General features: G+C 71.2%; 24 protein-coding genes. 11 read left to right on the top strand and 13 right to left on the bottom strand.

Annotation, left to right across the window (positions count from 1 at the left end):
- The first annotated feature begins 4 nt into the window (after positions 1-4).
- Genes C3492_RS05360 through C3492_RS05350 form a run of 3 tightly spaced genes read left to right on the top strand, consistent with a single transcriptional unit; the run spans position 5 to position 2563 of the window.
- Complete coding sequence (locus C3492_RS05360) at positions 5-970, top strand: ABC transporter ATP-binding protein (RefSeq protein WP_103810562.1); 966 nt, start codon at positions 5-7, stop codon at positions 968-970.
- Complete coding sequence (locus C3492_RS05355) at positions 967-1734, top strand: ABC transporter permease (protein WP_103810561.1); 768 nt, start codon at positions 967-969, stop codon at positions 1732-1734. The genes C3492_RS05360 and C3492_RS05355 overlap by 4 nt, the downstream gene beginning before the upstream one ends.
- Positions 1735-1759: 25 nt before the next feature.
- The gene (locus tag C3492_RS05350; RefSeq protein WP_146075648.1) at positions 1760-2563 is read left to right on the top strand and encodes an ABC transporter permease; all 804 of its coding nucleotides are present in this window, start codon (positions 1760-1762) and stop codon (positions 2561-2563) included.
- A gap of 74 nt (positions 2564-2637) precedes the next feature.
- On the opposite strand, the gene C3492_RS05345 is transcribed toward C3492_RS05350, so the two are convergent.
- Entirely contained in the window at positions 2638-3057 is a 420-nt protein-coding gene (locus tag C3492_RS05345; protein ID WP_165951699.1) for a nucleoside-diphosphate kinase, read from the bottom strand.
- A 156-nt stretch (positions 3058-3213) separates the two neighbouring features.
- On the opposite strand from C3492_RS05345, the gene C3492_RS05340 reads away from it, so the two are divergent.
- Positions 3214-3453, top strand: a complete 240-nt coding sequence (locus C3492_RS05340; RefSeq protein ID WP_258055506.1) for a hypothetical protein — start codon at positions 3214-3216, stop codon at positions 3451-3453.
- A gap of 123 nt (positions 3454-3576) precedes the next feature.
- On the opposite strand, the gene C3492_RS05335 is transcribed toward C3492_RS05340, so the two are convergent.
- On the bottom strand, positions 3577-4590 hold the full coding sequence (locus C3492_RS05335) for a DMT family transporter (protein WP_258055505.1): 1014 nt from the start codon (positions 4588-4590) through the stop codon (positions 3577-3579).
- Positions 4587-5192 carry a TetR/AcrR family transcriptional regulator gene (locus C3492_RS05330; protein WP_103810557.1) on the bottom strand — a complete coding sequence of 202 codons (606 nt, stop codon included), beginning with the start codon at positions 5190-5192 and terminating at the stop codon, positions 4587-4589. Before C3492_RS05330 ends, C3492_RS05335 begins: the two co-directional genes overlap by 4 nt.
- A gap of 250 nt (positions 5193-5442) precedes the next feature.
- On the opposite strand from C3492_RS05330, the gene C3492_RS05325 reads away from it, so the two are divergent.
- Positions 5443-6450: a hypothetical protein gene (locus C3492_RS05325; RefSeq protein ID WP_103810556.1), complete on the top strand. Its 1008-nt coding sequence runs from the start codon at positions 5443-5445 to the stop codon at positions 6448-6450.
- 217 nt (positions 6451-6667) lie between these two features.
- On the opposite strand, the gene C3492_RS05320 is transcribed toward C3492_RS05325, so the two are convergent.
- The 4 genes from C3492_RS05320 to C3492_RS05305 form a co-directional block, all read right to left on the bottom strand.
- Complete coding sequence (locus C3492_RS05320; protein ID WP_103810555.1) at positions 6668-7627, bottom strand: hypothetical protein; 960 nt, start codon at positions 7625-7627, stop codon at positions 6668-6670.
- A gap of 82 nt (positions 7628-7709) precedes the next feature.
- The gene (locus C3492_RS05315; protein ID WP_103810554.1) at positions 7710-8786 is read right to left on the bottom strand and encodes an aldo/keto reductase; all 1077 of its coding nucleotides are present in this window, start codon (positions 8784-8786) and stop codon (positions 7710-7712) included.
- An 86-nt stretch (positions 8787-8872) separates the two neighbouring features.
- Positions 8873-9850, bottom strand: coding sequence for an aldo/keto reductase (locus tag C3492_RS05310; protein ID WP_103810553.1), 978 nt, complete (start codon positions 9848-9850; stop codon positions 8873-8875).
- A 14-nt stretch (positions 9851-9864) separates the two neighbouring features.
- Positions 9865-11079 (bottom strand): MFS transporter, encoded by a 1215-nt coding sequence (locus tag C3492_RS05305; RefSeq protein WP_219822055.1) that lies wholly within the window; start codon positions 11077-11079, stop codon positions 9865-9867.
- Positions 11080-11411: 332 nt separating this feature from the next.
- Between C3492_RS05305 and C3492_RS05300 the strand changes: the two genes are divergently transcribed.
- Positions 11412-12389: an aldo/keto reductase gene (locus tag C3492_RS05300; RefSeq protein WP_258055504.1), complete on the top strand. Its 978-nt coding sequence runs from the start codon at positions 11412-11414 to the stop codon at positions 12387-12389.
- A 61-nt stretch (positions 12390-12450) separates the two neighbouring features.
- On the opposite strand, the gene C3492_RS05295 is transcribed toward C3492_RS05300, so the two are convergent.
- A complete protein-coding gene (locus C3492_RS05295) occupies positions 12451-13365 on the bottom strand; it encodes a helix-turn-helix domain-containing protein (RefSeq protein ID WP_103810551.1) in 915 nt (304 codons plus the stop codon).
- A 129-nt stretch (positions 13366-13494) separates the two neighbouring features.
- On the opposite strand from C3492_RS05295, the gene C3492_RS05290 reads away from it, so the two are divergent.
- A complete protein-coding gene (locus C3492_RS05290) occupies positions 13495-14322 on the top strand; it encodes an oxidoreductase (protein ID WP_103810550.1) in 828 nt (275 codons plus the stop codon).
- A gap of 127 nt (positions 14323-14449) precedes the next feature.
- The gene (locus tag C3492_RS05285) at positions 14450-16297 is read left to right on the top strand and encodes a Na+/H+ antiporter NhaA (RefSeq protein WP_103810549.1); all 1848 of its coding nucleotides are present in this window, start codon (positions 14450-14452) and stop codon (positions 16295-16297) included.
- A 109-nt stretch (positions 16298-16406) separates the two neighbouring features.
- Here the strand turns inward: C3492_RS05285 and C3492_RS05280 are convergent, their stop codons facing one another.
- The 4 genes from C3492_RS05280 to C3492_RS05265 all read right to left on the bottom strand — a co-directional run bounded on the left by C3492_RS05280 (position 16407) and on the right by C3492_RS05265 (position 22190).
- The gene (locus tag C3492_RS05280; protein WP_103810548.1) at positions 16407-19163 is read right to left on the bottom strand and encodes an alkaline phosphatase family protein; all 2757 of its coding nucleotides are present in this window, start codon (positions 19161-19163) and stop codon (positions 16407-16409) included.
- A gap of 50 nt (positions 19164-19213) precedes the next feature.
- Entirely contained in the window at positions 19214-20626 is a 1413-nt protein-coding gene (locus C3492_RS05275) for an ABC transporter permease (RefSeq protein WP_103810547.1), read from the bottom strand.
- Positions 20623-21669: an ABC transporter ATP-binding protein gene (locus C3492_RS05270; RefSeq protein WP_258055503.1), complete on the bottom strand. Its 1047-nt coding sequence runs from the start codon at positions 21667-21669 to the stop codon at positions 20623-20625. Before C3492_RS05270 ends, C3492_RS05275 begins: the two co-directional genes overlap by 4 nt.
- A 158-nt stretch (positions 21670-21827) precedes the next feature.
- Positions 21828-22190, bottom strand: a complete 363-nt coding sequence (locus tag C3492_RS05265; protein WP_103810728.1) for a DUF1304 domain-containing protein — start codon at positions 22188-22190, stop codon at positions 21828-21830.
- Positions 22191-22465: 275 nt separating this feature from the next.
- Here C3492_RS05265 and C3492_RS05260 point away from each other — a divergent pair, with 275 nt between their 5' ends.
- A complete protein-coding gene (locus C3492_RS05260; protein ID WP_103810546.1) occupies positions 22466-23353 on the top strand; it encodes a GNAT family N-acetyltransferase in 888 nt (295 codons plus the stop codon).
- A 39-nt stretch (positions 23354-23392) separates the two neighbouring features.
- On the opposite strand, the gene C3492_RS05255 is transcribed toward C3492_RS05260, so the two are convergent.
- A complete protein-coding gene (locus C3492_RS05255) occupies positions 23393-23875 on the bottom strand; it encodes a hypothetical protein (protein ID WP_374938325.1) in 483 nt (160 codons plus the stop codon).
- Positions 23876-23878: 3 nt separating this feature from the next.
- Between C3492_RS05255 and C3492_RS46810 the strand changes: the two genes are divergently transcribed.
- On the top strand, positions 23879-24316 hold the full coding sequence (locus C3492_RS46810) for an amidohydrolase family protein (RefSeq protein WP_107500665.1): 438 nt from the start codon (positions 23879-23881) through the stop codon (positions 24314-24316).
- 177 nt (positions 24317-24493) lie between these two features.
- Positions 24494-25492: a helix-turn-helix domain-containing protein gene (locus C3492_RS05245; protein WP_146075647.1), complete on the top strand. Its 999-nt coding sequence runs from the start codon at positions 24494-24496 to the stop codon at positions 25490-25492.
- The last annotated feature ends 11 nt before the right edge of the window (positions 25493-25503 follow it).

The following is a 25503-nucleotide window of genomic DNA, read 5'->3' as shown; positions in this document are numbered from 1 at the left end:
AGTGATGGCCGCAGATTCCGCCGCCATTGTGACCACGGCGCTGCGCCGTACCTATCCGGCCCGGCGCGGCACCCCCGAGGTGGTCGCCCTGTCCGGGGTCGACCTCAGGATCGAACGAGGCGAGGTCCGGGGCCTGCTCGGACCCAACGGCGCCGGCAAGACGACGCTCTGCAAGATCCTCTGCACCGTTCTGCACCCGACGTCCGGTTCGGCGCGGGTGCTCGGCCGCGACGTCGTGTCCGAGGCGCGCGCCGTGCAGAACGCGCTGGGCATCGTGTTCGGCGGGGACCGCGGCCTGTACGGCAGACTGACAGCCCGTCAGAACCTGGAGTTCTGGGGCGCCTTGTACGGTCTGCACGGCGCCGAGCTGCGTCGTCGGACCGGTTCGCTGCTGGAGCGCGTCGGCCTGTCGAGCCGGGACCGGGAGTCCGTGGACGGCTTCTCCCGAGGCATGAAACAGCGGCTGCACCTGGCCCGCGGCCTGATCAGCGATCCTCAGGTGCTCCTGCTCGACGAGCCCACCACCGGAATGGACCCGGTCGCCGCCCTGGACTTCCGCGCCCTGATCGGCGAGCTGCGCGCCGAGGGCCGCACGATCCTGATCACGACGCATGACATGAGCGAGGCGGAGGCGGTCTGCGACCAGGTGACGCTCATCGACCAGGGCGCGGTGCTCGCCACCGAGCGTCCGGCCGTACTGGCCGAGCGGATCTCCCGGTACGAGCAGGTCACCGCGGAGAACGTACCGGACGCGGTGCTGCGGAGGATCGAGCTGCTGGACGGGGTGCTTGCGGTGCACCGGCGGCCCGGCGACCGGGTGCTGGTCGACATCGACGGCAACGCGACCGTGCGGCAGGTCCTCGCGGTGCTGGTGGACGCGGGGGTGACCTCGTTGGGCACCGTGCGCCCCACCTTGGAGGAGGTCTATCTGAACATGATCGGCAGCCGTGGCATGGCGGTGCCCCGATGAGACTCGCGCTGAGTGCGTTCCGTTTCCAGGTGTCGCTGGCCCTGCGGACCCCTGACACCGTCCATGTCTTCGTCACGACACCGCTGTTCACCGTCGTCTTCCTGGCGATCAGCGAGTACGCCGGACGGCGCGACCTGGCACCGTACGCGATCCTGGCGCCGGTGCTGATGTCCCTGTGGGCCATGGCGCTGTTCACCGCGGGGGAACTGATCAGCCAGGAACGGTCGTGGGGGACGCTGGAGGCGCTGGTGGCCACGCCCGCGCCGTTCGCGACCGTCCTCACCGCACGGATCTTCGCGGTGACGACGCTGAGTCTGGCCAGTTTCGCGGAGTCCTGGGCCGCGGCGTTCGGAGTCTTCGGCATCGTGCTGCCCATCCACCATCCGGTGCTCTTCGCGGCCTGTCTCCTGACCTCCTCCTTCGCCATGGCGGGGACCGCGCTGACGCTGTCGGCCGTGTTCGTGCTCGCGCCCTCGGCCCGGATCGTCCAGAACACCCTCAGCTACCCGTTCTACCTGCTGAGCGGTGTCGTCGTCCCGATCACGTTCCTCCCCGGGTGGCTGCGTCCGGTCTCCCACGTGGTCTTCCTGTCCTGGAGCGCGGACCTGCTGCGCGGCTCGCTCGCACCGGACCCGGTCACGAACCCCGCCGGACGGCTCGCCGCCATCGTCCTGCTCGGGTTCGCCGGTTACGCCGGCGGCTCCCTGCTGCTGGCCCGTTTCCTCCGCCGGGTGCACGTCCTCGGCACCCTGTCCAAGATCTGAGGCCACCGTGGACATCCAGCTCCTCATGACGAAGCTCCTCCAGCCACTGCGCATCGTCCGGTACAGCGCCGCCAACGCGCTGGCCGACTTCCGGGCCTCCTACACCTGGTACAGCTGGACGTTCGGCTGGCTCGGCCGGATGCTCGCGCAGGTCACCTTCTTCGCCCTGCTGGGCCGCCTGACGGGCTCGGACGCGCAGGTGCGCTTCCTGGTCATCGGCAACGCGGTGATGACCTGTGCCGTGGAGGCGATGAACGTCATCGCCACCAGCACCCGGGAGCGGCGCAGCGGCACCCTGGCGCTGCTGGCGGCGGCACCGGCCGACTTCGGCTGGGTCTTCCTCGGCCGCAGTCTGGAGTGGCCGATCAGCGGCGCGGCCACCTCCCTGGTCTCGCTGTTCGCCCTCGGCCCCCTGCTCGGCGTCTCCTGGACCGCCGCTCAGGTCCCCGTGGTGGCGTTGCTGGTGCTGCTGGCCTCGTTCACGACCTACAGCGTCGGGCTGTTCCTGTCCGTGCTGGTCATCGGCGCTCCCGGCGTGCGGAACATCGTCTCCAACACCGCCTATCTGTCGATGATGGCCATCTGCGGGGTGCAGGTGCCGGTCGGGTTCTGGCCGTCCTGGCTGCAGGCGGTCGCCGCGGTGCTGCCGCTCACCCATGCACTGGCCGCGGTCCGGGCGGTGGCGGCCGGGGAGTCCGCCGCGTCGGTCACCCTGGCGGCATCGGCCGCCGCCGTCTGCGGCGCGGGGTGGCTGCTGGCGGCGATGACCGCCTTCCGCTTCATGGCGCGGCGGGGCCGCGGCCGGGGCGCCTTCGAGTTCTCGGCCTGACCGACGACGGCTCGCGCACCGGTCGCCGGGGGGTCCGGCACCGGTGCGGCGGCCGGTCGCGGCACCCGGCGTCCTCAGAGCAGCAGCGGCGCGAAGACCGTCCGTTCGTGGTCGCGCTCGCCCAGGGTCTCCGGGCAGTGCACCACATTGCGCCGCTCATCACGGGTGAGGGCCGCGCGCAGCCGGCGCTTGGTGGACAGCGCCCGCCGGATGGCGTCCGGTCCCCGCACGGCCAGCAGCAGCACGGGGCCCTCGCAGAGGTAGGCCAGGGTCAGCCCGCCGTCCGGCTCGTCGCGCTTCTCCGGATACCAGCGTTCCGCGTCCGCGGCACTCAGCCGCAGGACGCCGACCGTCTCGACGAGGAGGCCGTCACGCCGCAGCCCGTGGACGACGGTGGGGGCCAGGCCGCGTGCCAGCCCGTCCGGCTTGACCAGAACGTGCGTGTCCTGTGCGACGTCACAGCGCTCGGGCAGGGCGCCACCGATCCTCGGCACGTGTGCCTCCTCCGTATGCCGGCCACCTGCTTGACCTCTGGATGGTGCCGCACTGCCGCGGAGCCGCACAGCCCGGTGTTCCGCCCGGCAGAATCGCCCGCCGGTCCTCCGAGGTGCTGACGGGCGTCCCGGTGATGCTGTGCATAGCATCCTTGTGTGACAGACATTCCGGACGAATTGGTCGAGCTGGAGCGTTCCTGCGAAGCGGAGCGCGCGAAGCTGGCCGGCCTGTGCGGTGCGGAGTACGACGCCCAGTGGCGGGCGTGGCGAGGGGCGGCCGAGGCGTTCCAGACCGCCCTGACGGCGTATGCGACGCGCGAGGGCGGGTCGCGGTACGAGCTGGAGCAGTCCGTGAAGACGGCGGTCCGGCGCACGCAGGAGGACCCGGCGCCGTAGCCGCACGGGATCGCGCCGCCGCACTGCCCGACGCCCTGCGCGGTAGTGGTACGGGAAGGCCGCCGCATGCCCCCCGACGCCCGGCGCCGCGGCCCGCCGGGTCGCTGCCGCGCGCCGAACCGCTCAGTCTGCCGCCTGGTCGGGGGTCATGGTGAGGCCGGCTGTGGCCGGTGGCGCTTCCCCGGGTGCCGTTCCGGGCGGGCCCTCGGACTGCTTCCGCCGGCGAGGGGCGGCGGTGAGGACCGCGAGGCAGGCGATGACCAGTGCCGTCCCCGCCCAGCCCGCCGCGGGGAGGCGTTCGCCGACGACCAGGACGGCGAGTACGGCCGCGACGGCAGGTTCCAGCAGGGAGAGCGTGGTGGCGGTGCTGGCGGGTACGTGCGCGAGGCCCCAGCCGAACAGGACGTAGCCGGTGAACATGGGGACGAGGGCCATGTACGTGCCGACCGCCGCGTTGGACCAGGAGCTGACGAGCGGCGCGCCGGTGGCCAGGAGGACGGGCAGGAGGAGCAGCCCGCCGAGTCCGAAGACGGCGCCCATCGCCGCGCGGGAGGGGATCCGGCGGGTGATGAGCCGGTGGGCCGCCCAGGAGTAGAGGGCGTAGGTGGCGGCGGCGACCAGGCCGAGGCCCACGCCGAGCAGCGTGGCGGCCATGGACGCCCGGCCCGTGCCGTCGCCCGCGGGCGTGGCCTCGGCGACGCACAGCAAGGCGGTGCCGAGCAGGCCCAGCGCGGCGGCGGTCGTCCAGCGGCGGGTGAGCCGGCGGCCGTCCACGACGCGCTCGATCAGGGCCGAGGCGAGCGGGGCGGTGCCGAGAGACACCACGGTGCCCACGGCGACTCCGGCCAGGCGCATCGAGGTGTAGAACGCCAGGGGGTACACCGCGACGCAGACGGCGCCGAGCAGCACCGTGCCGCGCCGCTCGCGCAGCCGGGGTGCGTGGCGGGCGATCCCCAGGGCGGCGACGAGGGCCTGCAGAAGCCCGCCCAGGCCCATGGCGACGGCGCCGATGGCGAGCGGGCCGACCCGTGGGGCGAACGTGGCGGCCGTACCCGTCGTGCCCCACAGGACGGAGGCCGCCAGCACGCACAGCGCCCCTGTGCCGGCGGACCGGCCGGGCCCGGTGGGCCGGCTCACAGCCGGTCCAGCAGGGTGGCCGCCATGGCGCGGGCGTGCCGGAGGCGGTCGCCGTCGCCCTCCAGACCGGCGCGGGCCATCGCGCCCTCCAGGAGGAAGGCGAGGTGCTCGGCCGTCGCCCGGGCCTCGTCGGGCCGCCCGGGCAGCAGCTCCTCCAGGTGTCCGGCGATCAGCCGCTCGACCTCCTCCTTGTGGGCGCGCACCACGGCACGGCCCTCGTCGCCGGCCGGCAGCTCGGCTGCGGCGTTGAGCAGCCCGCAGCCGCGGAAGCCGTGCTCGTAGGCGAAGGCCGCGTGGTCGGCGTAGGCGTCGAAGACCGCCAGCACACCGTCGCGCGGGCCGCCGGCGCGCTCCAGCCGGGCCCGGTACAGGCCGAGCCACTCCTCGTGCCGGGCGTCCAGGTAGGCCCTGACCAGGTCGGCCTTGGAGGAGAAGTTGTTGTAGAGGCTCATCTTCGCCACGCCGGCCTCGGTGGTGATCGTGTCGATGCCGGTCGCCGCCACGCCGTCGGCGTAGAAGCGGCGGGCCGCCGCCGCGAGGAGGCGTTCGCGGGCCGGGCGCCGCCGCGCGCCGTCCATTGTTCTCGCGGGGTTCTCGGTCATCGCAGTCCAAACTAGGTAGGTCGGTCTACCCAGAATACGCCATCCGCGGTACACGCCGGATCGCGCGCCGCGCTTCCCGGAGAACACTCGGTCACCGGCCCGTACAACCCTGTGGGCCGCTTGTGAGTCTTCTGATCGATCACATGGTGATCGGAGCAACGAGGAGACCATCATCAACGCCATACGCAAGACCCTGACCGCCACCGCCGTCGTCGGTGCCGTACTCGCCGGTTCCGCCGCCTGCGGAACGGTGGAGCAGCTGTCCGCCGGCAAGAAGCTCGACCGGGCCTTCGAGAAGCTGGGCGAGAAGAACAGGCTCTCCTTCGAGCTCGACGTGGACACCGACGCCGCGACCCTCAAGGCGCTGGACGCCGAGTCCGACCCCGCGCCCGGTGAGGAGATCCCGGACGAGGCCGCCAAGCTGATCAGCGACGCGAAGATCACCGTGACCGTGGAGTCGAAGAAGCCGCTCGCCGAGTCCGGCGAGAAGGACCTCGTGGGTACGGCCATGAAGGTCAGCACCCCGGACGGCGACCTCGCCGAGTACCGGATGATCGGCGACTACGTCTACGTGCGTGTCGACATGGACGCCATGGGCAAGATGTCGGGCAGCCCCGTACCGTCCGCCGACGACCTGCCGCCGGAGGCCGGGGCGTTCAAGGCCGTTCTTGAGGGCAAGTGGGTCAAGTTCAGCACCAAGGAGATGGACAAGGCCGCCGCCGAGGGCGAGAAGGGCGGGGGCGGTCCCGCACCCGCGCCGTCCCTCGACGCCAAGACGCAGAAGAAGCTGGTGCAGTCGCTCCGCGAGGTCGTCGCCCGCGAGGTGCGCTTCAAGACGGCCGGCGGCGGCGACGGAACCGAGCACGTCACCGCGACGGCGCCCTTCCGCAAGCTGGTCACCGAGCTGTTCGGCGAGCTGCGGCCGCTGGCGAAGGACCTGCCGCCGGGCATGGAGCTGCCGACGGACAAGGACCTGAAGGACGCGCCCAACGCCAAGGTGACGGCTGACTTCACCCTCAAGAACGGCGAGCTGTCCCAGGTGGACGTGGACCTCGCCAAGCTGGCCGAGACCGCCAAGGTCAAGAAGCTGGGCCTGAGGCTGCGGATGAGCGAGGGCACCAGGCCCACCGCTCCGGCCGGTGCCACGAAGCTCGACCTGGGCGACCTCATGAACGGCTTCCTCGGCGGGCCGCCGATGGGCGACCCCGACATCGACATGAGCGGTCTCGACCAGGACTTCCCGGAGGACGAGTTCTGAGGTCCCGCTCGGTGGCCGGGCCGTAGTGGTCCGGTGGTGTAGTGCGGGGCCGGCTTCACCGGCGTGGTGATGCCGGCCTCGGTCGGCTCGAGTGACCGCCGTGCCGACGGACACGGCAAGCACGGTCTCAGTCCGCGCACTGCGACCGTGTTTGCCGCCGTCCGCGACCGGACTCGACGGTCAGGGACGTCCCGCCCGCCGGCCGCTTCACCCGCCGTCAGTGACGACCGTGCAGCCGCGCGCCGACGATGTTCGGGTCGACGGCGGTGAAGTAGGCGGCGTCCGTGACGTACACCCGGTCGCCGCGCACGGCGACGGCCGTGGGGTTCTGCAGCCCGTCGGCGGCGGTGAGGACGGTGCGGTGGGAGCCGTCCCCGCGGACCAGCTCGACCTCGTTGCCGGGGTTGGTGGAGACGAGGGCGTCGTCGCCGTGTCCGGTGAAGTCGAAGTCGTCGACCGGACCCAGCCCGTCCGCCACGAGGTGGACCCGGCCGGCCGTGCCGTCGTGGCGGACCGGTATGCGCAGCAGCGTGCCCCGGTCGAAGTTGCCGACCCATACGGCGCCGTGGTGCACCTTCAGCCCGTTGGCACCGAACTTGCCCGGCCTGCCGGCCAGTTCGGGATCCTGTGACCAGACGGTGGCGGTGCCGCCGCCCAGGGGGACGCGCCACACCGCGCCGAGGGCGGAGTCGCTGACGTACAGCCGGCCGCGGTACAGGGCGAGGCCGTTGGGCACCGCGGCGGCCGGCAGGGCGGCCACCCGGCGCGGGGCGCCGTGCCGGGGCAGCTGCCACACGCCCGTCAGGGCGTCGGTGCCGGCGGCGTAGGTGACGTACCGCGTGCCGTCCGGCGCCATGACGACGCCGCCCACGAAGGCCCGGCCGATGAGCGGAACGTCGGTTCCCCCGGGCGGGGCGGGCAGGGTGGCCAGCGTGGTCAGGTGTCCGTCGGGCGTCAGCCGCTCGATGCTGCGGGCGAAGGACATCGTCAGGTCGAGGGAACCGTCGCGTTCGACGGCCAGGTTCTCGGGCTGCTCACCGGCCGCCAGGTCCAGATGCCTGATCGTGTGGACGTCGGTCAGCGCCGGGTCCGCGGCCAGCGCCTGGCCGCCCAGAGCCGCCAGCGAGACGGCCAGCGCGGTGACCGTGAGCAGCGAGGTGGTGGAACTGCGTTTCACGATTGCCTTTCGTCGGAATCGGGGTGGTCGTGTGGAAGGACCCGGGTGCCGTGGCGGCGGCGTCGGCGGGCGGGTGTCCGGTTCACGGCTGGTGGCGGGTGGTGACGCGGGCGCCGCCGAAGATGAGGTCCTGGACCATGGGGGTGGAGACGAAGCCGTACGGGAAGACGGGGTCGGGGCGGCTGACGGCGTCCAGGCGTGCGATGTGTTCCTCGTCGAGGACGACGTCGAGGGCGCCGAGGTTGTCCCGCAGTTGGTCCTCGGTGCGCGCGCCGAGGACCGGGGAGACGACGGCCGGGTTGAGCAGGGTCCAGGCCAGTGCGACCTGGGCCGGGCTGGCGCCCACCTGGGCGGCGACCTCCTTGACCGCCTCGGCGATGGTCACGCCGCGCTCGGTGAGGTTGCCGGAGGCGGCAATCACTCCCTTGCGGGAGCCGGACGCGGAGTTCTGCTCTTCCTGTCCGGCCAGGTCGGCGCGGCTGTACTTGCCGGTCAGCAGGCCGCCGCCGAGCGCGGACCAGGGCAGTACGCCCAGTCCCAGCTCGCGTGCCATCGGGATCAGCTCGTGCTCCACGGTCCGCTGGATGAGGCTGTACTCGATCTGCAGCGCGATCAGGGGTGTCCAGCCGCGCAGGTCGGCGAGCGTCTGCATGGCGGAGATCCGCCAGGCCGGGGTGTTGGAGATGCCGATGTAGCTGACCTTGCCGCTGCGTACCAGGTCGTCCAGGCCCCGCATCACCTCCTCGTGCGGGGTCGTGTGGTCCCAGCCGTGCAGGTAGAACAGATCGATGTGGTCGGTGCCGAGGTTGCGCAGGCTGGTCTCCAGCGACCGCACCATGTTCAGGCGGTGGTTGCCGCCCGAGTTCGGGTTCCCCCGGTCACGGGCCATGGTGTACTTCGTAGCGATGACGACCTTGTCCCGCTTGTCCTTGACGAATTGCCCGAGGAGGCGCTCCGCGGAGCCGTCGGTGTAGTTGACGGACGTGTCGACGAAGTTGCCGCCCCGGTCGACGTACAGGTCGAAGATGCGGCGGGCCTCGTCGGCCCCCGCGCCCCAGCCCCAGTCGTCACCGAAGGTCATGGTGCCCAGGGACAGGGGGGAGACACGAAGACCCGAACGCCCCAGGAGACGGTAGTCGGACAGGGAATCAGTGCTCATGGAATGCTCTCTCAGTGGTGTTCGATGTTCAGTGATGCCCAGTGATTGGTGATCGCTGGTGCCCGGTGGATGCTGTGATCGCTGGTTCACCGGTCGATGGCGGTCATGCTCGCCTCGCCGTAGCGCTCACCCGCGGCGCCGCCGAGGGCGCCGAGCCGGGACAACTGGGCGCTGCTGAGGCGGAGATCGTCCGCGCCGGCGTTCTCCTCGGCACGGTCCACCCGCTTGGTGCCGGGAATCGGGACCACGTCGTCGCCCTGCGCGAGCAGCCAGGCCAGGGCGACCTGGGCGGAGGTGGCGCCGATCTCCTCGGCCACGGCGGCGACTTCGTCGGCGATCCGCAGGTTCGTGGCGAGGTTGGCGTCGGCGAACCGGGGAATGGTCCGCCGGAAGTCGTCCTTGTCGAGCTGGTCCGCACGGCGGACGGCGCCCGCGAGGAATCCGCGTCCCAGCGGCGAGTAGGGGACGAGCCCGATGCCCAGCTCGCGCAGCAGGGGCAGGACCTCCGTCTCGACGTCCCGCGTCCACAGCGAGTACTCCGTCTGTACGGCGGTGATCGGGTGGACGGCGTGAGCGCGTCGGATGGTCTGCGCGGAGGCCTCCGACAGGCCGATGTGGCGGATCTTGCCCTCGTCGACCAGTTCCTTCAGCGTGCCCACGGTCTCCTCGATCGGCACGTCCGGGTCGACGCGGTGCTGGTAGTACAGATCGATCCGGTCCGTGGCCAGGCGACGCAGCGATCCCTCCACCGCCAGCCGGATGTTGGCCGGTGTGCTGTCCCGTTGCCGCGTGCTGCCGGCACGATAGGAGACCAGACCGAACTTGGTGGCGAGAACGACGTCGTCCCGGCGGCCGGCGAGCGCCCGTCCCACCAGTTCCTCATTGGTGTGCGGGCCGTAGACGTCCGCCGTGTCGAGCAGGGTGACGCCGAGGTCCAACGCGCGGTGGATGGCGCGCACGGATTCCCGGTCGTCGGTTCCCGCACCCGTGTAATAGGCGGACATGCCCATGCAACCCAGACCGATACGGGCGACGTCCAGTCCCGCGAGCTTGGTGTGCCTCATGTCTTCTCCCGACTTCAGTTTGCTTGTGCTGTTTCCGCTGCCATGAGTGCGCGCGTCCGTGCCCAGACGAGCGCGCCGAGTGTGGACAGACCGACTCCCGCCCAGCAGATCGCGCTCCAGCCGCCGACCGCCCACAGCGCGGTCGCGACGGTCGAACCAAGCGCGCCACCGCAGAAGTTGCCGCAGACGTACACGGTGTTGACGCGGCTGCGCGCTTCCGGCGACAGCGCCAGGACGCGTGCCTGGTTCAGGATGTTGCGCGACTGGGTGGCCACGTCCAGGGCCAGGATCGAGACGATCAGCCAGGCGAAGCCGTGCGCGCCGAGCATCCCGCACAGCCAGGCCACGATCGCCAGCACCCAGGACCAGCCGGTCACGGGCACGGACCAGCCCCGGTCATGAAGGCGCCCGGACCCCTGGGCCGCCAGTGATCCCACCAGCCCGACGACCCCGAGCAGGCCGATCCGGGCCGTGGACCAGTCGTGGGGAGGACCGCTGAGCAGGAAGGTGAGGGCGGTCCAGAACATGGTGAAGGTGGCGAACCCGATCGATCCGAAAGCGACCGCCACACGCAGCACGGGCTCCTTGAGCAGGGACGCCGTGGAGCGCAGCAACCGCCGGTACGGCATCGTCGTCCTGGCCGGCAGCGAGGGGGTCATCCGGTACAGGACCACCGCCAGCACCACCATGACACACGCGGCGACGACGTACACGGCACGCCATCCGGCCACTTCCGCGATCAGCCCGCTGACGACGCGGGCCACCAGGATGCCGGTCACGAGACCGCTGACCACGACGCCCACCACGCGCCCCCTGTCGGCATCGGCCGCCAGGTCGCCCGCGAACGCGACCAGCACCTGCCCGGACACGGTCGTCAGGCCCATGGCGACGAACGCCGCGGTCAGCACGGGGAGTCCGGGCGCGACCGCGCAGACCGCGAGCGCGACCGCGCACGCGACCATGAGGGACGGTACGAGCCGGCGCCGGTCCCGGCGATCACCGAGGGGCACCAGGAGCACGATCCCGAGCGCGTACCCGACCTGGACCGCGGTGACCAGCAGCCCGGTGGAGCCCTCACTCACGTGCAGCGACTCCGCGATGTCCCCCAGAAGGGGCTGCGCGTAGTAGAGGTTACCGACCGCGGCACCACCCGCCACGGCGAACAACAGAGTCAGGACACGATTCATCCGGGTCCCAGCTGTAGTGCTGAGTTCCTTGTTGAGTGTCACGCTGATGACTCCTTGATGTCATGTGTGAGAACGGACGCTCGTCTCATTGCCGACACTGAGGAGTCTGCTGCGGTCGAGACCCGTCAACCAGGACGCAGGTTTCCCTGGGTGCGGCACACCGTGGATCAACACCGCCGATCCGCCGCCCGCCTCGGGCGTCCCCGGCGTGGGCGTGGGGACATCCCGACCGCGCACTGTACGGAACGCCTGACAGCGTCCCGGCTCGTGGTCCGCGAAGCTGGAGACCTGGCACTGCGGGAAGGCCACGGGCCGGCCTTTTTTGAGCGGAGCCGTTCCCACAGGGGGGCGCTCACTGGTGAGGAGAGAACTCGATGATGAAATCAGTGGCACTCGGTGCGATGACGGTGTCGGCGCAGGGGCTCGGCTGCATGGGCATGAGCGAGTACTACGGGCCGACCGACTGGGACGAGTCGATCTCCACGATCCATCGTGCGATCGACCTGGGCATCACCCTCTTCGACACCGCCGACCAGTACGGCAGCGGTCACAACGAGGTTCTCCTCGGCCGCGGTGTCGCCGGGCGTCGCGACGACGTCCGGATTGCGACGAAGTTCGGCATCGACCGCAGCTCCGGAGACGACGCACGGACGTTCCGTGGAGACGCGGCGTACGTCAAACGCTCCGCCGAGGCCTCCCTGACCCGGCTGGGCATCGACGTCATCGACCTGTACTACCTGCACCGGCCACCGCAGAACGCCGAGATCGAGGAGACGGTGGGCGCCATGGCCGACCTCGTGAAGGCCGGCAAGGTGCGCCACCTCGGTCTGTCCGAGGTGGACGCGGACCTGTTGCGCCGGGCACACGCCGTGCACCCCATCACCGCCGTGCAGAGCGAGTACTCACTGTGGACGCGTGACGTCGAAGCGGTGACCCCGGTCATGGCCGAACTGGGCGTCGGTCTGGTGCCGTACTCGCCCCTCGGCCGGGGATTCCTGACCGGCACGTTCGACCCCCAGGCCATCAGCGCGGACGACGTCCGCGCGCGCAACGCGCGGTTCGGAGGCAGCGACTACCAGGCCAACCTCCGCATCGCCGACACCGTGCGCGAGATCGCCGCGGAGCGCGGCCTGGCGCCCGCGCAGGTCGCCCTGGCCTGGGTCTCCGCCCAGTCCGAGCGGCTGGGCGTGCCGATCGTGCCGATCCCCGGCACCAAGCGGGTGCGCTGGCTGGAGCAGAACGCCGCCGCCGTCGACGTGGTCCTGGACGACGACGCCCTCGACCGTCTGCAACCACTCGACCAGCTCGTGCACGGCAGCAGGCTCCTGTCGCACGGCACCTCAACGAGCTGAGCCGTGCCATGACCGACATGCCGAGCGGCGGAGAGCGGCCCGCGGACGAAACCGCCGCAGGTCAGGCGAACGGACCGGAGGGCGGTTCGGCGATCCTTTCCTCGTCGCCGGACCGGGACCGGCCGGAACCGGAGGACCGCTCTGCGGGCCGGGGGGCGGCACTGAGGCTGCCGAGGATGGCGAGCCGGTCGCGGGTGCTCGTCTCCGGCCGCGCCCGGTAGACCTTGACCAGCAGGTCCGGGGACGCACTGGGCCGCAGCGTCTCGTAGGCGAGGTCGAGGTCGCCGACCTGCGGGTGCCGCAGCAGCAGCGTGCCCGATGTCTTCTCGCGCACCTCCGCCCGCCGCCAGTGCCGGGTGAAGTCCGCGCTGTGCAGCGTGAGCTCGCCGACGAGGGACCTCAGTTCGGGGTCGCCGATGCGATGACTGGCGGCGGCGCGCAGCGAGGCGACGGTGGAGGCTGCGACCGTCTCCCAGTCACGGAAGAAGGTGTGAGAGGCATCATCGATGAACAGCAGGCGGGCCAGGTTGTCCCGGTTCGGGTGACTGTCGTAGAGGGCGGCACCGAGCGCGTTCGCCGCGACCACGTTCATGCAGCGGTCCGTGACGATCGCCGGATGGGCGCTCCAGTCGTCCAGCAGGGCCAGCAGATTCGGTCCGGGCTCCCGGTCGGCCGGCCCGGCGGGCTCACCGACCGCATCTGGAGAGGCCAGCGCGAAGAGGTAACGCTGGGCGTCGGGATTCAGTTGCAGCACTCTGGCCAGCGCCTTCAGCACGCTGGGCGAGGGGTGTCGCTCCCGGCCCTGCTCCAGCCGTGCGTAGTAGTCGGCGCTGAGGCCGGCGAGTGCGGCGACCTCCTCACGGCGCAGTCCCGGAACCCGCCGGTAACCGGTGCCCTCCATGAGTCCCGCCTGCGCCGGGGTGATCCGGGCGCGCCTGGCCTTGAGGTACTGCCCCAGCTCGTTGCGCTCCTTCATACCGTCCAGGCTAGACGTCGCATTCCCGGTCAGGGAGGCCGTGGCACACCCTGGAAGCCTCTCGAGTCAGTCACCATCCTCGAACTGCACAACCGTGCTCCGTGAGCAAGCGAGTGTAGGAGACAAGTGATGTCAGTCTGGTTTGTCACCGGCGCCTCCCGTGGACTGGGCCGCGCCATCGTCGAGGCCGCTGCCGCCGCCGGCGACCAGGTCGTGGCCGCTGTCCGCACCCCGGACGCCGTGGCCGACCTGCCCTCTGACCAGGTCCTCGTGGTCCCGCTCGACGTGCGGGACGAGGGCAGGGCCGCCGCCGCGGTGGAGGCGGCTGTCGCGCGCTTCGGACGTATCGACGTGCTCGTGAACAACGCGGGCTACGGCCTGCTCGGCCCTGTCGAGGAGACCAGCGACAAGGAGGCCCGCGACCTCTTCGACGTGAACTTCTTCGGTCTCCTCAACGTCACGCGGCAGGTTCTCCCGGTGATGCGCCACCAGCGGTCCGGCCGTGTCATCAACATCAGTTCGGTGGGCGGCTTCACCGCACTGCCCGGTTCAGGCATCTACGCCGCCACGAAGTTCGCGGTGGAGGCCGTCACGGAGTCCCTCGCCGCCGAACTCGCGGGCAGCGGCGTGACCGTCCACGTCGTGGAGCCGGGCGCGTTCCGCACCGATTTCCTGGACGAGTCGAGCATCCGCGTCACGGCCGCCGAGCCGCTCGGCGCCTACGAGGCGACGGTGCACTCGGGCCGGCCCGCGTTCCTGGCGGCCAGCGGTTCACAGCCCGGCGACCCCGCCAAGGCGGCGCAAGCCGTCCTGACGCTGGCTGTGACGGAGGAGCCGCCGCTGCGCCTGCAACTCGGCGCGGACAGCGTCGACCGTGTCCAGGCCAAGCTGGAACTCGTCAGGCGAGAGCTCGACGCCTGGCGCGAGCTGAGCCTGTCCACCGCGTACGACGACTGAGCCGGCCCGGGCGGGCGATGACGTCCTGTCCCGCGTCCCACACGCCGGGCACGTGCGGCAGTCACGCGGAAGGCCGTGTGCGTGGCGCTCTGCCCGGCGCGTGAACAACTGCTCGATTGGATCGGATATGGCTCTGCAGCGCTGGCGCGCGTTCACCAGGTCGGAAAACGGCGGCACGGCGTTCCTCATCGTGGCGGTGCTGGCGGCGCTGGTCTGGGCGAACACGAGCCTGGGCACGTACGATGCCACTTGGTCCGCTCGGCTGTCCGTCACCGTCGGGCCCTTTTCGCTCGGGTTGACACTGCGCGAGTGGATCAACAGCGGCTTCATGGCGCTGTTCTTCTTCCTCGTCGGGCTGGACGCGCGCCGTGAGCTCGACAAGGGCGAACTGCGGGACCGTAAATGGGTGGTCCTCTGCGCGATCGGTGGTGTGGGCAGCATGGCGGTGCCCGCGCTCGTCTTCGTCGCCTTCAACGCCAGCCTGACGAGTGTGCACGGCTGGGGTGTCGCCATGTCCACCGACACCGCCTTCGCCCTGGCGATCCTCTCGCTGGTCGGAGCTCGACTGCCGTCCTCGCTGCGCGCTTTCATGCTGTCCATATCGGTGATGGACGACGTCGTGGCACTCGTGGTCATCGCCGTGTTCTACGGCGGGGGTTTCCGGGTCGTCCCCTTCCTGATCGCGTCTTCGGCCGCCGGGGTCATCATCTGCATGCGTCTGGCGAACTTCCGTAGCGGCGTCGTGTGCTGCACGGTCTCCTTGGTGATGTGGTGCGCGCTCCTCAAGGCAGGAGTCGATCCCGTCGTGACCGGTCTGACGGTGGGCCTGCTGGTGATCACCGCGCCGGCCGGACGCGACGATCTGGAACGCGCCACCGGCCTGGTGCGGGACTTCCGGGAGCAGCCGACCGCGGAGATGCAGCAGACGGCGGTACGCGGTCTCGTGGCCGCCATATCGCAGAACGACCATCTCCAACGCAAGTTCACCCCCTGGGTGAACTGTGCGGTTCTCCCTCTCTTCGCGGTCGCCAACACCGGGGTGCCGCTCAGCGTCAGGACGGTCTCCGCGGCTTTCGCTTCGCCCATCACCTGGGGCATCGTCTGCGGATATCTCGTGGGCAAGATCGTCGGGGTGGTCGGTTCACTGTCCCTGGTGACGGCCCTGTCCGGCGGCCGGCTGCGACCCAACGTCGGCTGGGGCGCCGCGACGGTGGGGGGCGCCGTGTCGGGGGCGGCGTTCACCGTGTCGCTGCTCATCGCCTCCAAGGCATTCACCGGGGACGACCTCGCGTACGCGCGGACAGCCATTCTGTCGACCCTTGCCGGAGCCATGGTGTCCGGGTGGATCACCACCGGGGTCCTGAAGCTCATGTCCCCGCGACGCCGTGCCCGTGCGCTGCTGGGACGGGCCCGCCCGCTCACCGATCTGGTTACCCCGGTGGACGCCATACGCGACCGCATACGCGGTCCGGTCGACGCCGAGATCACCGTCGTCGAGTACGGGGACTTCGAGTGTCCCCACTGCGGTCGGGCCGAAGCGGCTCTGCGCGAGATGCTGACGGATCTCGACGACGTGAGGTACGTCTGGCGCCACCTGCCGCTCCCCGACGTGCACCCGCACGCGCAGTTGGCGGCAGAAGCCGCCGAGGCCGCGGCGGACCAGGGCAGGTTCTGGGAGATGCACGACCTGCTCCTGGCGCACCAGGATCAGCTCACTGCCGCGGACCTGGTCCGGTACGCGACGCAGCTGGGGCTGGACGTCGACGCGTTCCGCGCTCACATGAAGGCCCGGCGGGGACTGAGGCGGATAGAAGAGGACGTGAGCTCGGCGGATCTCAGCGGCGCTGTGGGAACGCCCACGTTCTTCGTCAACGGGAGACGCCACGACGGGTCCTTCGACTCCGAGGCTCTCAGCGCCGCCGTCCAACTGGCCCGGCAACGAGTTCTTGCCGGCAGAGCATCAAGCACAGTGTGAGTCGAGCGAGCCGCGTCGTGCGGTCAGTGACCTCTGGTACGCAAAGGGCCCCCGGCAGACGGTCGTTCTGCCAGGGGACCCGCTGGTTCACATCAGCGCGTGCCGGCCGTCAGCCGTCGTTCTCCGCCGACGGGATGTAGGCGCCGGGCACGTCATTCGGGGCGTAGATCTTCTTCTCGCCGGGGTACGGGCGCGTCCAGTTGTGGGTCTGGTACCAGGTGAGGTGGTTCATCTGGGCCGGGTTGGCGTAGTCGGGGATGGCGTGGGGGCCGGTCAGGTGCTGCTTGGACTTCCAGGCGTCCCAGGCGGCGGCGAGGGACTTCTTGTCCGCCGGCACCTTCGCCGACGGCACGGCCGCGGCCTTGGGGTCCTGTGCGGCGGGGGTGTCCACGCCGCAGGACGGCGGCGTCTTCACGCCGTCCGTCAGTGAGGTGCGGTTGGGCAGGGCGGTGAACGGCGTGTAGTCAGGGCGCTTGGTGAACGCGCCCCGCATCGGGGTGGCCGCGCTGTCCTTCTGGTTCATCGGGTGGATCCCGAGGATCTGCTCGATGGTGCGGATCATCGTGATCTGCGAGTAGTAGTGGCTGTCGACCGTGCCGTGCTGGGCCCAGGGGCTGATGATCTGGACCGGGGCGCGGTGGCCGTCGACATGGTCCAGGCCGGCCTGGGAGTCGTCCTCGACGACGAAGATCGCCGAGTCCTTCCAGTACTTGCTGTGCGAGATCTTGTCGATGATCTTGCCGGTGGCGAGGTCGTTGTCGGCGACCTGGGCGGCCGGGCTCGCCGGACCACCGGTGTGGTCGCTGGAGAGCCAGAACATGTTGAGGTTCGCCGGGCCGTTCTTCTCGAAGTCCTGCTTCCAGATCTCGTACCGGTACAGGTCCGGGACGCTGGTGTCGAACTTCGGGAAGCCGGGCACCGAGACGTCGTTGAGCGACGGGATCGGCGAGGAGGAGTTCAGCGGGTAGGCGGTGGCCTGACCGGTGGCGTCCATGTTCTTGGCGTCGCAGTACAGGTTCTGCCAGCTGGCGCCCGACGGCTTCGTCAGGAACTGCTGGAACTCGCCGAAGTTGCGCACCGACTTGCCGGCCGCCTGCGCGCCCGACCACAGGAAGCCGGTCTTCTGGTGGCCGAGGGCGTCGTCCTCGGTGTCGTAGCTGCGCTTGTACTCGCCGGCCGAGGACTCGGTGTACTCGGGGTTGTCGGCCTGCATGAGCCAGTTGTGGCCCTCGGCCGAGTTGGTGCCGATGTCGTAGGTGTTGTCGTACAGCCCGAACTGCTCGGCCAGCGCGTGCTGGTTCGGCGTCACGTTCTCGCCGAACTGCGTCAGCGACGGGTCGCCGTTGCCCTCGGGGACGTCACCGAGGACCTGGTCGTAGGTGCGGTTCTCCTTGACGATCAGGAAGACGTGCTTGATCGTCGAAGGGTCGCCGATCCGCGTCGGGACCGGCTGCGCCTTGCGGTTGCCGTTGCCGTGGCCCTTGGCCAGCCGCACGGAGTCGGCGGTCCAGCCGTTCTGCTGGAAGACCTTGGCGGTCTGGGAGCGGATGACACGGTCGCTGGGCAGGGTGAACTGCGTCAGGCTGGAGGTCGTGTCGTGAGTGCCGTGGCCGGCCGCGGCGGGGCGGCGCGCGTCGATGCCTCGGGTGTTGGAGACGACGACCTTCTTGCCCACGGTGGTGATCTCGGCGGGGAAGTAGTCCGTCGGGAGGAGGCCGACGTAGCTGACCGGCTCCTGCGGGGAGGTGTAGCGGTAGACGGCGACGGCGTTGGCACGGCCGAGCGTCACCAGCAGCCGGCCGTCGTCGGTGAGGGTCACCGCGTCGGGCTCGTAGCCGACCGAGGCCTCCGGCCACGGCTGGGTGGCGATGGTCTGGACGACCTTGTCCTTGGCGGTGTCGATGACCGACACGTTGTTGTCGGCGGTGTTGGTGACGAACACCGCGCCGCGCTGGGCGTACACCGCGGTCGGGTGCAGGCCGACGTCGATGGTGCCGACGGCGGCGGACGGGTCGGCCAGGTCGATGACGCTGACCGTGCCGGTGGTGGTGGCGCCGGTCTTCGGGTCGGCCGGCACCTGGGTGCCGTAGGAGTTGAGCGTGGACTCGCCGGCCTTCGCGGGCCGGCCGCCCTCGTTGCTGACGTAGAGCTTGTCGCCGACGCGGGCCATGCCGCGCGGGGCGTTGCCCACCGTCCAGCTCCGCTTGACGGTTCCGGTCGCCGCGTCGATCGCGACCACCCGGTTCTGGCCGTTGACCGCGGCGTACACGGTGGAGCCGTCGGCCGAGAAGACGGCCGCGGCGGCCAGGGCCTGCTTGCTGCCGTCGGCCGGGATCTTGACGGTCACCGGGTTGGCGAGGGTGCCGTCCTCGTTCACGGTGAACTTGGTGTAGCCGTCGAGCTGGCCCAGCCACAGCTGCTTGCCGTCGGGCGAGTACACCGGGCCTTCCTGGCCGACGGCGTTGCTGCTGATGCGCAGGTCGTCGGCGGCGTTGGTGCCGACGCGCTGCTTGATCTGCCCGGTCGCGAGGTCCACGACGACCAGCGAGGCGTCGCCGTCGGTGACCGAGGCGGCAAGGTGGCTGCCGTCCGGGCTGACAGTCGACGACATGATCTTGCCGTCGTTGATGACGAGGCGGTCACCGTACGGGGCGATGTACTGGTCGGCGGAGACGACCTGTCCCTTGTCGGTGACCTGACCGACCTGCTCGGTGCCGAACTGGCGGGTTTCCGCGACGGCGGTGCCGGTGGCCAGGGCGGCCGTGGTGATGCATGCCGTGACCAGCGTGGCCCGGCGGCTGACACGTCTGCCCAGCAGGTCGTAGTACTTCTTCTCGGCCTGCCGACGGCGGCGTGTTATCTGCATGCGTGATTCCCTGGGGGTGAGGAGGAGTTGGGGGGTGGCCGGAGAGGAAGTCAGTGGGTCCGGGAGTCCGGGGAGGCGGCGAGCAGGTCGACGTTGCCGTCGAACTGCCACAGCGGGTTCGGTGCGTCTCCGGTGGAAGTCCGCACCAGGAAGTAGCCGTTCACTTCCTTCGGTCCGTCACCGTCGGCGACGAACCGCCCGTCCGCCGTGATGTCGAGCTGGTAGACGGCCGACCCGGTGGCCGCGACGCCCGGCAGGTGCCAGGAGACGACGCACCGCCAGTCGTTGCCCGGGCCCTGAGCGCCGTCCTGGACACCGGCCTTGGTGCACGCCGCCGAGGTCTTGAGCTGCGCCTCGGTGACGGCGGGCCGGTGGAGCTGCTCGGTCTGCAGGCGGTACAGGTGGGCGAACTCCGTGGCGAGCGCGCGCTGCACCTTCGCCTGCTCGATCCCGGAGCCGGTGGCCGTGGTCGTCGCCGCCACGACCGCGACCGTCACGCCGAGCAGCCCGGCGAGCGGCAGGACGGCCAGGGTGACCGCGCGGCGCGCCGAGCCGTCGTCGGTGGGGTTGGTGAAGTCGCGCCGCAGGAAGAGGACATAGGCCAGCACCGTCGCCGTCACGGCCCACAGCAGACTGACAACGATGCCTATGAGGAGCGGGGTGAGCTGCGCCGGGCTGGTGAACAGGCCGTTCCAGGTGAGGAAGGCATCGCCGGGCAGGGCGAGGCGTACGGCGACGGGGAGCGGCAGCATCTGGACGAGCTGCATCGCCAGCGCGACCAGCGCGGGCAGCAGCAGACCCATCGGGGAGCGCCCCAGTACGACCGACCCGAGCAGCCCGATCCCGGCGAGGGCCAGGGTCGGGGCGAGCACCCCGGCCCAGGCGCACAGGACCGTGCCGGCGGCGTCCCCCGGCGTGAGCAGGTGGCCGTCTAGGCCGACCAGCGGCTGGTCGCCGACGGCCACCAGCCCGCCGACCGTGCTGGAGACGGCCAGCCCGGCCACGAGCAGCAGGATGACGGTGAGGCCGGCCAGTGCCTTCGCCGCGAAGATCCGCCGGGGCGAGCGGACGGCGACCAGGAGGTGGCGCCAGGTGCCGAGCCGGTCCTCGGAGGCGAACACGTCGCCGGCGACGACGGAGGTGAGCAGCGGGAGCGCCCAGGTGCCGGCGAAACCGAGCGTCACCAGCGGGCCGGCCCAGCCGGTGGCGTGCATCCAGCGGCCGAAGAGGGTGTCCGTGGGCAGCGTGCTCTGCGCGCTCACCCCGGCCACGAAGAGCGCGGGCGCGATCCAGCAGGCGAGGAGCAGCAGGCGGATCCGCCACTGGGAGAGGAGCTTGACGACCTCGAAGCGGTAGCTCCGGGCAACTGTGACACGGCCTGACGCGGTGGTGTGCGCAGGGGATACGGCGGTGGGGGCGGAGGTCGGGGGCGTGCTTGCGGTGGGGGTCGGCGTTGCGGTCATCGACCGGCCTCCTGCTGCTGGGCGTCGGGGTGCTGCGGGGCGTCGGCGTCCTTCTGCTGCCGGGCGTCGGACTGCCGCGGGACACCGGCGCCGTCCTGCTGATGGCCGTCCGGCTTCCGCTGCTCGGTCAGGGCCAGGAACGCCGCCTCCAACGGGGAGACCACCGGGGCGAGTTCCCGCAGGGCGATGCCCTCGTGGACGAGGCTCACCACCAGGTCGTCGAGGGCGGGCACCAGCGCGCGCAGCACCAGCGCCTCTCCGCCCTGGCGCCCCGCGCTGTCGTCGGCCAGGCGGATGCCCGGCGCGTCGGCGGCCAGCCGGCGTGCGCGTTCCGGGTCGGACGTGACCAGCCGGTAGTCCAGTTCGCGGTTCTCGGCGGCGAGTTTGCCCAGCGGCCCGGAGAAGACGATCCGTCCGGTGGCGAGGATGGTGACCTCGGAGCACAGGGCCTCCAGGTCGTCCATCCGGTGGCTGGAGAGCACCACGCTCGTGCCCTCCCGGGCGAGCCGCGTGAGGACACCGTGGACGTGCCTCTTCCCGGCCGGGTCCAGGCCGTTGGAGGGCTCGTCCAGGATGAGCAGCCGCGGCCTGGTGAGCAGGGCCGCGGCGAGGCCGAGACGTTGACGCATGCCCAGGGAGAAGCCGCGGGTGCGTTCGTCGGCGACATCCGTGAGCCCGACCTGGTCGAGGGCGTCGTCGATCCCCGCCGACCGCGTGTCGTCACCGCGCAGAGCGGCGAGCGCGGCGAGGTTCTGCCGGGCGGTGAGCGAGGGGTACAGCCCCGGCCCGTCCACGAACCCGGAGACACCGCCGGGGGCCTCGAACGCGCGGCCCACCGGCGTGCCCAGGATCTCCAGGCTGCCGCTGTCGGCCACGGCGAGGCCGAGAAGGAGGCCGAGCAGCGTCGTCTTGCCGGCACCGTTGGGTCCGACCAGCCCGTGGATCTGTCCCCGCGCCACGTCCAGATCCACGCCGTCGAGCGCGACGACATCACCGAAGCACTTGGTGATGCCGCGCGCCCGTACCGCGAGCTGTGAGTCCATGAGCCCCTTCTTTCGGAAAAGCCTCAAGGACCCTAGGAAGCTCACACGACACCGACAGCAAGCACCGGTTGAACGCTCAGGGAACGGAAACCCAAACGGAAGTCAATTGGCCTCCGCCACGCCGGTGGCAAGCATGCGCGGACGCGTTGGGCCTCCGGTCAGTGCGCCAGGAACACCAACGCGAGCCCCACGGCCGCCGGCAACGTCTGGACGTACAGGATCCGCCGGCTGGAGGTGGCGGCTCCGTACAGGCCGGCCACCGCGACACACACCAGGAAGAACACCTTCACCTGGAAACCCACCGGGTCGGAGGCCACCGCGCCCCACGCCAGACCGGCGGCGAGAAATCCGTTGTACAGGCCCTGGTTGGCCGCGAGTGCCTTCGTCCGGGAGGCGAACTCGGCACTGGTCCCGAAGGCGGCCCGGGCTCTCGGACCGGTCCACAGGAACATCTCCAGCACGAGGATGTAGGCGTGCAGGCAGGCGATGGCCCACACCACAACGGATGCTATGAGTGACATGCCGACCATGATCGGTCATCGCCGCGCGGCCGTGGTCAGTGGCCATCCGTGCGTGCGTCGCGGAGGAAGCAGACGTTCCCCGGCCGAGTGGCCGCCGGGATGCGGCTGTTGGGCGGCGTGGACAGCGGGTGGCCAGGGTCCGGCGCTGAGTGGCCGCGGGAACGCGGTAGTTGGGCGGCGTGGACGGCGGGCGGTCACGGGTCCGGCCCCGACAGCGACACCACGCCGGCCCGCACCTCTCTATGTCCTGCCGCCCGCATCCGGGACCATGAAGCATGCTCCCGGATGACTGGCACCTCACCCAAGACGTCGACGACTTCCTCGCCCGAGCCGGGGACTTCCTGTGCTCGCGCCCCGCCCTGCACAACACGCCGCTGACGGACATCGAGAAGCTGCGGACACGGAGGGCAGCCGATCGTGATGCCGAGACCGCCGTTTTCGGCCGGCTGGAGTCAGGGGGCGAAGTACGTGCGGTCTTCTATCACACTCCGCGCGGCCGCTTGGGCCTCACCCCCCTCTCCGCCGAGCAGGCCGACGCCCTCGCCGCTCGGCTGGCCGGTCTCGGCCACACCCCCGCCAACGTCATCGCGGACCACGACACCGCCGGTGCGTTCGCCGAGGCGTGGCAGCGGCACACGGGCGCGGCGCCGGCACAATTCTGGCGTACGCATCTCTACCGCCTCGGCACGCTCACCCCACCGCGGCCGCACCCGGAGGGCGGGGGCCGCGTCACGGGCGTCAAGGACCGAGAGCACGTCGTGCGCTGGTGCCGTGAGTTCTGTGTCGACGTCGGGGAACAGCGTTCCATCGACCTGATCGACGCCGGCTCCTGGGACGACTCGCGTTTCGGCGACCGGCACTTCACGTTCTGGGAGACCCCACGGGGCACCCCCGTCTCGATGGCGGCCGCGACGTCGGTGGTCGGCGGCATGGTCCGGGTCGACCCCGTCTACACCCCGGCCCACCTCCGTGGCCGCGGCTACGCGGCGGCCGTGACGGCCGAGGTGAGCAGGGCCGCGCTGGCCGCGGGCGCGACGGACGTCGTCCTGTTCACGGACCCGGACAACCCCACGAGCAACGCCCTCTACCAGCGCATCGGGTACGTCCGTGTCGCCGACTTCGCCGGGTACGAGTTCTCCTACGGCGCGCCACAAGCCGGGTGAGGGCCGGCCCCGGCAGGTGAGGCGCGCCCTCCTTGAAGGTCAGCACAGCCATCCGCGACGTGCGGCCTGTGCCGCGGCCTGGAAGCGGGTGGCCGCGCCGAGTTCGGTCATCAGCCGGTGGATGCGGCGCTGGGTGGTGCGCGCGCTCCAGCCCTGGGTGCGGGCGATCACCGTGTCCGAGCATCCGGACGCCAGCAGTCTGACGAGCGCGAGGGTGTCCGGATCGGGTCCGTCGGGCCGGCTGCTTCGCGGCCCGGTGTCCTGGAGCGGTGCCGCACGCTGCCACTCCGCTTCGAAGAGCGCTTCCAGCGCGGTGAGCATCGGGGAGCGGTGGATCAGGTAGGCGGTCTGGTGCCCGCCCGGCGCTAGGCTGAAGGGAATGACCGCCGAGGTGTCGTCGGCGATCACCAGCTTCATCGGCAACCGCGCGAGCACCCGCGCCTGTTCGCCGAACCGGATGCTGGGCAGGATGTCGTCGCGCAGGCGGCCCGGCCAGTCCACCGCGGCCCGGTCGTAGACCACGCGGTGGGTGACGCCGGTGCGCTGCCGGCCACGCTGGTGCTCCAGGTCGCTGCCGGGCCGGTTCACGTAGGGCGGCCGGTCGAACGCGCGGTGGATGCGCCCCTGACCCCGCTCGGCCTCCACCTCCACCTCGCCCTGCGGGCCCTGCACCGCTTCGGCGGTCTGTCCGCCGCGCAGGCGCTGCGTACGGCGACGGCCGCCCCGGCCCGGCTCTCCGGGGTCGCGGACGACCTGGGCAGCCTGGAGCGCGGGAGGCTCGCCGAGCTCACGGTGATCGACGGCGACCCGTTCCACGACGTCGACGGCCTCGTCCGTACCTCCTGGGTCATGCGGGACGGCGTGGTGCGCCGCCGCGGGGACCTGGACGGCCCACGCGGACAGCGGGCTGATCGGTTGCACCCTGCTCCCGTACCTACCCGAACGTGTTCACCGCCGGGGTGACTGGTGCGTCGGATCGGTGCTCCACATCGGCTGACCCGCGTCCCGGCGGGGGCGGTCGAGCGCACAGGAGCCGGTCCGGTGCGTACGCGCCCGACCCGTTACGCTTCTGCTCCTGGAGGACGTCCCGGCCGCGATGACCGGAAAGGGGACTTCTCCCCGGGGAGTTGGGGGTGTGCGGTGCTGGAGGTCCTCGGTCTGGACGAGCGCGCCGAGGCCGCCTACCTGGCGCTGGTCGACAGCCGGTCGCTCACCGTGGCCGAACTGGCGGAGCGGACCCGCACGGAACGCTTCGACCTGGAGAGCGCCCTGGTCCGGCTGGAGGACGGCGGTCTCGTCGCGCGGGTGCCGGGGCGCCCCGCCCGGTACACCGCGCTCCCGCCGGAGCACGCGGTGGAGGTGCTGCTGCTGGCCCGCGAACGGGACATCCGACGGGTACGGGCCCTCGCCCAGCGGCTCGGCGAGCGGCACCAACGGGCCAGGGGCGGCCGCGGGTCGGCCTCGCTCATCGAGGTGATCTCCGGCGCGGAGGGCGTGGCGCGCTGCGGGGAGCAGTTGTTCCGGCGAGCCGAGCGGGAGATCCGGGGCATCGACGCGCCGCCCTACGCGGCAGCCGGGGACGGCAGCCGGGTCAACTCGGTCGTCAACATCACCGGCAGGCAGGTCCGCAGCCGGTTCATCCACGGCCGGGACTCGCTGTTCCTGCCCGGAGTGGTGGGCCGCATCGAGCGGGACGTCGCCGGCGGCGAGGAGGTCCGCGTCGTACCACGGGCGCCGATGAAGCTGCTGCTGGCCGACGACCAGGCGGGGCTGATCCCGCTCGTGTCGACCCCCGAGGTGCTGGACACCTGCGTCCTGGTGCACCCCTCTTCCCTGCTCGACGCGCTGAGCGTGCTCTTCGAAACCCTGTGGCAGCAGGCGCAGCCCTTCGTGCCAGGCCCCACGGAACGGGACGGTCCGGACGCCTTCCTCAGCGAGGAGGAACGGCGCATCGTGTCGCTGCTGGGCCTCGGGTTGCCGGACGAGGCCATCGCCCGTCACCTAGGCATCGGGCATCGCACGGTGCAGCGGCGAGTCCAGGCCCTGCTGGTGCGACTGGGTGCGGCCAGCAGGTTCCAGGCGGGCGTGCTCGCGGCGCGGCGCGGCTGGTGGACGCCGGACGACCCCCTCGGTGCCTGAGCCGCGCCGGT

This window comes from Streptomyces sp. Ru62, from assembly GCF_002920615.1.
Taxonomy (GTDB): domain Bacteria; phylum Actinomycetota; class Actinomycetes; order Streptomycetales; family Streptomycetaceae; genus Streptomyces.
The sequence above is the reverse complement of the archived record's forward strand: the minus strand, read 5'-3'. Positions and strand labels throughout refer to the sequence as shown.